The sequence below is a fragment of the Candidatus Thiosymbion oneisti genome (genome assembly GCF_900092655.1).
Classification (GTDB): domain Bacteria; phylum Pseudomonadota; class Gammaproteobacteria; order Chromatiales; family Chromatiaceae; genus Thiosymbion; species Thiosymbion oneisti.
In genome coordinates this window covers 1-9,428 of sequence record NZ_FLUY01001618.1, presented here as the reverse complement: position 1 = coordinate 9,428, position 9,428 = coordinate 1, and the positions used below count along the sequence as shown (strand labels likewise).

At 59.3% G+C, this 9,428-nt stretch carries 11 protein-coding genes and 1 pseudogene; 5 read left to right on the top strand and 7 right to left on the bottom strand.

Features of this window, described 5'->3' with window-relative positions; genetic code table 11:
• Positions 1-379: 379 nt before the first annotated feature.
• The 3 genes from BQ17_RS16505 to radC form a co-directional block, all read right to left on the bottom strand.
• Positions 380-631 (bottom strand): type II toxin-antitoxin system ParD family antitoxin, encoded by a 252-nt coding sequence (locus tag BQ17_RS16505; RefSeq protein WP_089728917.1) that lies wholly within the window; start codon positions 629-631, stop codon positions 380-382.
• Positions 632-779: 148 nt separating this feature from the next.
• Positions 780-1,346, bottom strand: a complete 567-nt coding sequence (locus BQ17_RS16500; RefSeq protein WP_089728915.1) for a Uma2 family endonuclease — start codon at positions 1,344-1,346, stop codon at positions 780-782.
• A 15-nt stretch (positions 1,347-1,361) separates the two neighbouring features.
• Positions 1,362-2,036, bottom strand: coding sequence for a RadC family protein (gene radC, locus BQ17_RS16495; RefSeq protein ID WP_089728912.1), 675 nt, complete (start codon positions 2,034-2,036; stop codon positions 1,362-1,364).
• 122 nt (positions 2,037-2,158) lie between these two features.
• Between radC and coaBC the strand changes: the two genes are divergently transcribed.
• The 5 genes from coaBC (at position 2,159) to BQ17_RS16470 (ending at position 7,205) form a co-directional block, all read left to right on the top strand.
• The gene (gene coaBC, locus BQ17_RS16490; RefSeq protein WP_089728910.1) at positions 2,159-3,397 is read left to right on the top strand and encodes a bifunctional phosphopantothenoylcysteine decarboxylase/phosphopantothenate--cysteine ligase CoaBC; all 1,239 of its coding nucleotides are present in this window, start codon (positions 2,159-2,161) and stop codon (positions 3,395-3,397) included.
• Positions 3,369-3,824, top strand: coding sequence for a dUTP diphosphatase (gene dut / locus BQ17_RS16485; protein WP_089728908.1), 456 nt, complete (start codon positions 3,369-3,371; stop codon positions 3,822-3,824). The genes coaBC and dut overlap by 29 nt, the downstream gene beginning before the upstream one ends.
• A gap of 224 nt (positions 3,825-4,048) precedes the next feature.
• Positions 4,049-4,963, top strand: coding sequence for an acetylglutamate kinase (gene argB / locus BQ17_RS16480; protein WP_089728906.1), 915 nt, complete (start codon positions 4,049-4,051; stop codon positions 4,961-4,963).
• A 146-nt stretch (positions 4,964-5,109) separates the two neighbouring features.
• Complete coding sequence (locus BQ17_RS16475; RefSeq protein ID WP_089728904.1) at positions 5,110-6,171, top strand: HD domain-containing protein; 1,062 nt, start codon at positions 5,110-5,112, stop codon at positions 6,169-6,171.
• Positions 6,172-6,173: 2 nt separating this feature from the next.
• Positions 6,174-7,205 (top strand): DUF294 nucleotidyltransferase-like domain-containing protein, encoded by a 1,032-nt coding sequence (locus tag BQ17_RS16470; protein WP_089728902.1) that lies wholly within the window; start codon positions 6,174-6,176, stop codon positions 7,203-7,205.
• An 11-nt stretch (positions 7,206-7,216) separates the two neighbouring features.
• Here the strand turns inward: BQ17_RS16470 and BQ17_RS16465 are convergent, their stop codons facing one another.
• The 4 genes and pseudogenes from BQ17_RS16465 to BQ17_RS23535 form a co-directional block, all read right to left on the bottom strand.
• On the bottom strand, positions 7,217-8,344 hold the full coding sequence (locus BQ17_RS16465) for a glycosyltransferase (protein ID WP_256091645.1): 1,128 nt from the start codon (positions 8,342-8,344) through the stop codon (positions 7,217-7,219).
• 246 nt (positions 8,345-8,590) lie between these two features.
• Positions 8,591-8,935, bottom strand: a complete 345-nt coding sequence (locus tag BQ17_RS16460) for a type II toxin-antitoxin system VapC family toxin (protein ID WP_089728900.1) — start codon at positions 8,933-8,935, stop codon at positions 8,591-8,593.
• The gene (locus BQ17_RS16455; RefSeq protein ID WP_089728898.1) at positions 8,932-9,165 is read right to left on the bottom strand and encodes a hypothetical protein; all 234 of its coding nucleotides are present in this window, start codon (positions 9,163-9,165) and stop codon (positions 8,932-8,934) included. Before BQ17_RS16455 ends, BQ17_RS16460 begins: the two co-directional genes overlap by 4 nt.
• Positions 9,166-9,182: 17 nt before the next feature.
• Positions 9,183-9,428, bottom strand: a pseudogene (locus tag BQ17_RS23535) (hypothetical protein); the annotation flags it as partial.

Sequence of the window (9,428 nt, the reverse complement as noted above, 5' to 3'; positions counted from 1 at the left end):
ACCGGACGTTTTGGAGTGCGGCGGCAACCTGACCCCGATGCTTACCGGAACCTACAGCGCCAGGCATAAGCGGGGGGGCGGCAAGTGGCACAATCCTGCCGCCGCTTTGGATTTGGCGAGGTATCCGTTCCCAACAAAGGTGTTGCGGCCAGGGGAAAGCGCCGTCGCCGTGGCGCGGGTAGAACCTAAGTGCCCGGATTCCCGGCCAACGCCGCTGGTATCCCCCGTGACTGAGGTTCGATGCGGCCGCGCCGCTTTGCCGGCGCACTCCAAAGCAGTCCGGAATCCATAAAGAGCCGTTTCTTTTTTACCTATTCCAGGGTTCTACAAGTAGAGATCTGAGTCCATCCGTGCATGCAGCACTCGAAATGATGCGGATTCACGCATCCAACCCCGCTTCTTCCCGCGCTGCACGCCGGATTTGGTGCATATCGAGCGGTGAATCCTCGCCGCTTGCTTCCCCTTCGATGAGGGCTTGGCGCAGGGTTTCGAGCCTCCGTTCGCGTTCTTCGAGCAAGCGCAGACCGGCGTAAATCACCTCACCGGTGGAACCGTAACGACCATTCTCGATCTGCCGTGCGATGAACCCTGCAAAATACCCGCTTAAGGAAATGCTGGTGTTCGTGGCCATGTGCGCGGTTTCCTCTCGCTTATTAACCAGTACTATATGCTCATAGCGACCTGTAGGCATCCCGATTTTCGGCCCGGAGTTGGTAACTGTGCAGGGATAGTCCGGTCCCCCAAACAGCGCCGAATTATTCAGGGTTGCTGAAATGCCGTCAACCGAGTGCCACGTCTTCATAAACCGCGGCTACCGGGCAACGGAAGTCAATGGCGGCGAATACCAACTCTCCACCCTCGGCAACCGGGTGCAGGACCCAGCCCCCCTCGGCGTTGCGGCGGAAGATATCAACGAGCGGCCGTTCCGGTTCGATGAGCACATATTCCAACAGCGAATCGAGCTGCCGGTAATGGGCAAACTTGGCCCCGCGGTCGAAGGCGGCGGTGGAGTCGGACAGTACCTCGACGATCAGTATCGGATTACGCTTGAATCGCTTCTCCCGGCCGTCGGCGGGATCGCAGGTAACGAATACATCCGGGTAGTAGAAGGCGTCCGCCTGCTCGACCCGCACCTTCATATCCGAGATATAGACCCGGCAGGGGCCGCCGCGGACGTGGTTGCGCAGCATAGAGGCCAGGTTGAGCGCGACGGTGACATGGGCCTCGCCGGCGCCGGCCATCGCAAAGACCTCACCGGCGACATACTCATGCTTGAGCGGCGCGATCTCCTCGCCCGCCAGATAATCGTCAACGCCGAGCTTGGCTTGTTCCGCGGTATTGGTCACCGGATTGTTCCTGCGCTACAACAGCCCCTGCTCGGCCAGGGATGCGGCATCCCCTTCGCCGACGATGAAATGATCGAGCACCCGCACCTCCACCAAGGCAAGGGCATCCTTCAAGCGTTGGGTAATCCGCAGGTCCGCCTGGCTCGCCTCGGTGACGCCCGAGGGGTGGTTGTGGGCGAAGATAACGGCGGACGCGTGCAGCTCCAGGGCGCGACGCACGACTTCACGCGGATGCACATTGGCGCCGTCGATGGTGCCCTGGAAGAGCTCTTCGCAGCGGATCACGCGGTGGCGGTTGTCGAGAAAGACGCAGGCGAAGACCTCGCGCGCATGGTGGTACAGCTGGGCCTTGAGATAGGCGCGGGTCGTTTCCGGGCTGGTCAACAGATCCCGATCCTTGATCTCCTCCTCCAGATAACGGCGGCTCAAGGCCAGCATGGCCTGCAGCTGGGCGTACTTTGCCTTACCCAGGCCCTTGAGCCTGCAAAAGCCCTTCTCGTCCGCGCCGAACAGGCCCTTGAGTCCTCCCAGCTCCGCGAGCAGGTCCCGGGCCAGATCCACCGCGCTCTTTCCCGAGACCCCGGTGCGGAGAAAGATCGCCAACAGCTCGGCGTCGGTAAGGGCCTGGGCGCCGCGGGACAACAACTTCTCCCGGGGCCGCTCTTCCTCGGGCCATTCCGTAATCGACATCCCCTGCTTCCTCCCCCACAAATGGCTTTTTGTAGGGATTATGAGCGGGGAAGCCCCCCCCACTCAAGATATCGCCGTTTGCGCTACAATCGGTCGCAAGGCCCTCGGCAGAAAAAACAAGCATGTCCACCGCTTTTTGTCCCGTGAGCATCAAGGTATTGTTGGGCGTGAGTGGCGGGATTGCGGCCTACAAAGCGGCCGAACTGGTGCGACGCCTGGGTGAGCGTGGGGCCGAGGTCCGCGTGGTCATGACGGCCGCGGCCCGATCCTTCATGACGCCGCTGACGCTGCAAGCGCTTTCCGGCCACGAGGTACGTTGCGACCTCCTGGATCCGGGCGCGGAGGCGGGGATGGACCACATCGAGCTCGCGCGCTGGGCGGACCTGGTACTGGTGGCGCCCGCGACCGCCGACCTCATGGCGCGCCTGGCCGCCGGTCTGGCCGACGATCTGCTGACCACCCTCGCCCTGGCCACCACAGCGCCGCTGGTCCTGGCCCCGGCCATGAATCATCGCATGTGGCGCCATCCGGCGACCCAGGAGAATTTGGCCCGGTTGCAGGACCGGGGGGTGCGTATCCTGGGACCGGCCCAGGGCGATCAGGCCTGTGGTGAACAGGGCCCCGGACGCATGCTGGAGCCCGACGAGATCCTGGATGCCCTGGCACTCGGCACCCTCTCGTCCGGCATCGGCCCGCGGCTCGCGGGAAGGCGGGTCCTGATTACCGCAGGCCCCACCCGGGAGGCCCTGGACCCGGTCCGTTACATCAGCAACCGCAGCTCCGGCCACATGGGGTACGCACTGGCCGGGTCCCTCGCCGCCCGCGGTGCCGAGGTGGTCGTGGTCAGCGGACCGAGCGCCTTAGCCGCGCCCCACGGGGTGGAACTGGTGCCCGTGGAGTCGGCATTGGAGATGGAGGCGGCGGTGATGGCGCGGATCGGAGACTGCGACCTCTTCGTCGCCGCGGCGGCGGTCTCCGACTACCGGCCGCAAGCGCCGGCGCGGCAGAAGATCAAAAAGGACCAAACAGAGCTGAACCTGCGCCTGGTCAAGAACCCGGACATCCTGGCCCAGGTCGCCGCCCTGGTCCAGGGTCCCTTCACCGTCGGCTTCGCCGCTGAGACTCAAGACCTGGAGGCGCATGCGCGTACCAAGCTCACGGCTAAGGGACTGGACATGATCGCGGCCAATCTGGTCGGCGGCGAAACCGGCGGGTTCGACCGCGCGGAAAACGCCCTGCTGGTGTTGTGGCCCGGCGGGCGCCGATCGCTGCCCCTCAGCCCCAAGGCCCGGCTGGCGGATGCCCTGGCCGACCTGATCGTGGAGCGCTACCTTGCACAGGCTCCAAGTCAAGATTCTTGATGCCCGGCTGGGTCGGGACTACCCCTTGCCGGAGTACGCTACCGCAGGTTCCGCGGGCCTGGACCTGCGGGCGATGCTTGACGGACCGCTGGATCTGGACCCCGGACGGTGCGAGCTGATTCCCACCGGCATGGCGATCCATATCGCCGAACCGGGTATTGCGGCCCTGATCCTGCCGCGCTCGGGATTGGGACATAAGCACGGAATCGTCCTGGGCAACCTGGTCGGTCTGATCGATTCCGACTACCAGGGGCCGCTATACGTCTCCTGTTGGAATCGGGGCCACACTCGGTTCCGCATCGCGGTCGGTGAGCGGATCGCCCAGCTGGTGCTGGTCCCGGTCCTGCACGCAGACCTGCAGATCGTCACCGATTTTACCGACTCCGAGCGCGGTGACGGTGGGTTCGGCCATACCGGGCGCCGCTGATCCGGGCGGTATCCGAAGCCCTTATCAGGACCTCGATACAGTGCCGAAGTACCAATAACAACAGTTTGGTCTTCGATCGGGAATCCTTTTTTTGCCGCAAATGAACGCGAATCAACGCAAATCGGTCGTAAAAGATCAGATGGTCTTTTTTGTCCATAGATGATGAATATATTCACAGATTGTTTCGTTTTTAATCTGTGAGAGAACGTAAGAGAGCAATCGAGATGTCAGTTGCCATCGCACGCGCCCACAAGATCGCCCAGGTACTTATCGAGGCCCTGCCCTATATACGGCGTTTTCGCGGCAAGACCATGGTCGTCAAGTACGGCGGCAATGCCATGGTCGAGCAATCCCTCAAGCAAGGCTTCGCCCGCGACCTGGTGCTGATGAAGCTGGTGGGCATCGACCCGGTAGTGGTGCACGGCGGTGGTCCCCAGATCGGGAACCTGCTCCAACGCTTGGGCAAGGACAGCGAGTTCGTGCAGGGCATGCGGGTTACCGACAGCGAGACCATGGACGTAGTCGAAATGGTACTGGGCGGTCTGGTCAACAAAGAGATCGTCAATCTCATCAATCGGCACGGCGGCGCGGCCGTGGGTCTGACAGGCAAGGACGGGGACCTGATCCACGCCCGTAAGCTGCGCCTGCACCACGACGCACCGGAACTGAAGGCCACGGAGATCCTGGATCTCGGCCATGTGGGCGAGGTAGAGCGGATCGACGCGAGCGTCGTCAATATGCTGATCCGGGGTGAGTTCATCCCCGTCATCGCCCCCATCGGCGTCGGCGCAGACGGCTCCTCCTACAACATCAACGCGGACCTGGTCGCCGGCAAGATGGCGGAAGTGCTGGGGGCGGAAAAGCTCCTGTTGCTGACCAATACGCCGGGGCTGCTCGATGCCTCCGGCGCGCTCATCAGCGAGCTGGACGCGGAAGCCGTCGCTGGCCTGATCCGGCAGGGCGTCATCACCGGCGGCATGTTGCCCAAGATAAAATGCGCCCTGGACGCGGTCCATGCGGGCGTGCGCTCCGCCCACATCATCGATGGCCGCGTGGAACATGCGCTCCTGCTGGACCTGTTTACGGACGAAGGCGTGGGGACCCTGATTCGGAGCGAAAAGTCAGGGAATAAGACTTAAGGTGCGTATATCGCCGAACTGAGATGATTTCCATCAGCACATAGACCCCGTTTACGTATCTTTTATCCGGCATCGAAGTTACGCTGACAGTTACATCGCCCACGGTGCGCTGCCTGCCGGCGTGTCTTGAACACGCATGACCTCTCATGATCGCAACCGCGGAAAAATCCAACAAAGATCCTTCTGTCATGCCCGCTAGCTGGGGAAATAGAATCGACGAGGTGAGTGAAGTTGCAGGCCCATTACTTGAGTCCCATGCTTTTCGGCGTCTTGAGGACATAAGGTTTTTGGGATTACTCTCACCGTGCACACCCTACAGCGAACAGCGTCCTTCATCATTGCGTCCGCGCAAGTCACCCACAGTGCCGGTATGTGATGATGGAACCAGGGCGGAGCACAGTCTCGGAGTTGCTCTGATTCTCCTGGACCTTAGCCGCCGATTAGCACTATCCGAGGATACGCAGCGTTACGCGATTGCTTGGGGGTTGCTCCACGACCTAGGAACCTGGCCCTTGTCCCACACAACGGAAGCGGCCTTCTCGATACTAACCTCAATAAATTCCCGTGAGCTGCGTGCAGGCATGATCACGGATTCGCAGCGCGTACCGAGAGAGTTTCATTTGGGAAAAATGCTACGGGAAATCGGGATTGAGAGCGATATTCTGATTAGCCTTTTCGCCGGCGACGCGTCGCTTCCGGACGACGAGCTAAGGCTGCTTCGTCAAATCATTATGTCCCCTATAACCCCAGATACCTTAGAAGGCATATGGCGCTGCGGTGTGGTGTTTGGCGTAGAGGTTCCCCACCCGAACGCTGTAGTGGGAACAATTGAACGAGATATGCTGTTTGACGCTATGATTCGTCGCGATCTTTCTGATGTGATACTCCGCTTTTGGAGAAAGAAGGCATATATTTATGAGCGCTTTATCAACCATCCTGATACGATTTCATGGGAATCCCGCTGGGGGGCAGTCGTGCTGAATGCTTTCGCGGGGATTTCCCTCGCTGAATCCCTACAGCTGCGTGAAGCCGATATCTTTGACAGGTTGATGGGCTCAGAGCTTCCTGAGGCAGACAAACAATTGAGATACAAGGCACCGTTGCGCTATTCCGTATCTCCCCCGAAAATCAAGAAGCTTCCCGATGACTTGCGCCATCTCAGCACGCTTGGGAAAGCACTTTCGAGGGAGCCCCTGTCGGTAGTTTAATCATGCAAATAAAGAATCTTGAAAGCTATTTGGATGCGCGAACGTTTAAAACGTATATCCGGGCGCAAGATCATTGCAGCCAACTGTGCGCTGATACGCAAAGGTGCGTGGAAGAGTACCTTAAAGAGCACCGCCTTAATCATGCGAACATCTGCCTGGTAGCTGTCGGCTCGGTAGGACGGCAGGAGGCGCTGGAGGCTTCCGATCTCGATATCATACCTGTGCTTAGTTCAAAGACCACAACGGTGGACTTTGAAAGGCATGACAGGGCCTTGCGCGAACGGATATCGAATGATCTCGGGATAAAGGTTTCAGAGGGCAAAGATCTAACCAGATTCGTAGATATAGCAAGGCTGACGGATCCGGATACGATAGGCGGTGACGAAGACGATAGCCAGGCACTGACGAAACGTATACTCATCTTGCTGGAGAGTACTCAGGTAGGGGGAGGATATCCTATTCGAAAGGTTCGGGAAAAGATACTCGAGGCCTATGCCGAGTCGGAGCGGACCCGCGGTCGCCATGTGCTCTCGCTGTGTAATGATTTGGCCCGTTACTTCCGAACCTTATGCATCGAATACAAAGCGAAGGTCGACGTTCAATCGAAGGATTGGTGTACACGCAACCTCAAGCTGCGTCATACCAGAAAGATTTGGTATTTTTCTTGTATGTTATCAGTTGTATCTTTGGCGCAAGAGTATACAGGGGGAGAAGCCCGGTATTTTGAAGGGCTTCTGGAAAATTTCTCGCTTCCCCCGATCTTGCGTATTGCAAAGGTCACCGGGGATTCTCAAAAGATGGCCGTTTCGAGGTTGCTCAAGCACTACGCATATTTTCTGGAGTTCATGTCTCAAGAGAAGCACCGTTCGGCATTATCCAAGGTAGATCATGACCAACGCTATGATGCAGAGATTCAAAATCCGTTTCCCGGAATGAAGTTTAACTCCGATCTGATGCACCATGACATGATGCAAATTATCGAAGGGTTGAACCTCCATATCAGGAGGCGGGTGTTCGACTGGTTCCTGTTGTAACGGGATCGTGACTATCCGGGTTTCCCGGTAACCCCCGCTTCCAATACCTCCAAATACCGGTCGGCGCTCTTGGCCTGGGTGTATTCGGCAACCGCGGCCTTGAGCATCTCCGGCGGCAGCGGATGGTCCAGGGTCTCGGCCATGGCCTGGGCCATGGCCTGGGCGTCTCCGACCGGGACCAGGGCCCCGTACCTGCCGCCGTCCAGCAGCTCATGGGGGCCGCTGGGGCAGTCCGTCGCCACCACCGGGGTGCCCAAGGCCAGGGCCTCCGTGAGCACATTGGGAGAGCCCTCCCACCGGGACGAGAGCACGAACAGATCCGCGCGGGCCAGGAAGGGATAGGGGTTGGCCCGAAAGCCGATCAGATCCAGGTCGGCGGCGATTCCCAGCTCCGCGCTCAGGGCCTGGAGCTGCGCCCGTCCGTTGCCTTCGCCCAGGATGACCAGCCGACAAGGGCGCCCTTTACGGACCTGGGCGAAGGCCCGGATCAGGGTCGGGAAGTCCTTCTGGCGCTGTAAGCGGCCGGCGCCGACGATGACCGGCGGCTGGCCGGGTCGGAACCAAGCATGGTCGCAGGGCGCGGCGGCCAATCCGGGGAGCTCCGGCGTAATCACAGGGTTGGGGATGACCTGGATGCCTGTACGCGCGATTCCGGCGATGCGGGCGGTATCGTCGGCGACCCCGGCGGAGACCGCCAGGATCCGATCTATCCGTGGATAGAGCCAGCGGATCGGCCAGAAGCGCAACCAGCGCGCGCCGGCGGTCTTGCCCGCCATGGCCGTGGAGACATTGGTGCCTAGGCGCATGAGGATCCGGGTGTCGGTGCCCGCCAGCCACCGGGCCAGGACCGCCGCGCGCCCGGCCCGATCCTTCACCGCCAGCAGGGCGGCGGGGCGGTATCGGCGCAGATAGCGGGCCAGTGCCGGCACCGCCGCGAAGGTATGCCGGGTGCCCAGATGCACTCGATTCACCTGCCGCGGCAGGCGTTCGAGGTGAGGACCCTCGGTGCGCACCAGGACCAGATCCACCTGCCGGCCCAGCGCCACCAAGCCGCGGATCAGATTCACGACCATCCGCTCTACCCCGCCGTGCCCTGAGAAAGAGACGAAGACAGCGATGGGACGCGCGCGATCGGGCATTATCATGTGCCCCTCTCCGGCATTTTCAATGGGCGCAGCGAAGGTTATGGTGTCAATAATATCTCAAAACCCGCCTGCACAAAGTGTCTATCCGTGGTAAATATCTGATCGGCACCTACCGACCTGGCTACATTCCAATGTCATTAAGTTAAGCGTCACCGACACCGTTTGTGATTGATCGCGCGCTGTTTTTTTCGCCCTCTCCCCAACCCCTCTCCCGCCGGGAGAGGGGCTTTGAGGCTTAACTTAATGGCATTGGGCTACATTCATGCCGATACAGTCCACCAAACTCCAAGCCTTGTCTATACGCCGCGCAAACAAATCCTGTGCTGCATCCATTATCCTTTTGTCAACGATGACATATTCCCAATACTCTGAAGTATCGATCATGTGGATTATTTCTGTAAAAACCGTTCTAAACGCCGGTGGACTACAAGCATTTCCGACTTCCATAACGACGGCATTAGTGGTGACAAGTCTTACTTTGTCATCTCGAAGCGACCGATAAACAGAAATTGCCCTGTCGTGAAAATTATCCCGTTTATGACTAAGCGCCAGTAACGCAGCCGTATCTATATACACTGATTTCATTTGTGTTTCGGAATACCATATAGATAGTGATCATGTTGCTCCGCTAAATCCGGCGGCCCCATATCGACCGCGATTGAATCGATGTTTTCAATGAACTCATCGGCCGGATCTTTGGTCGTTGGGTCTTCCATAATGAGGCGTATGGAACTTGGGTGGCTCGTAGGCTTTTTCTTCGCTACCCACCGCTCTACCTCTTCAAGCGTGGAAAAGGTTCTTTCGATTACCGGCATGTCAGTTACCCCACTTCTTAGTTGTCAAGTCCCGTCAGATTATAGACACGTTTTTTGAACAGGTTTGGCTGTTTTTTATACCAGTTCTTCATCGCCTGAAGGGGTGGTATGTGGCCTAACGCTTTTTGGGGAATGTGTTGATTATAGACCTGGACGTAGCGTTTGATGGTATCGGTCAAGCCCGCGTAGGGTGGGAAAGGCCAGGCGCCGTCCCGCAGGGAGCCTGGCCGCATCCCACCGCAAGGCGGGATGCGCTGCGCTTT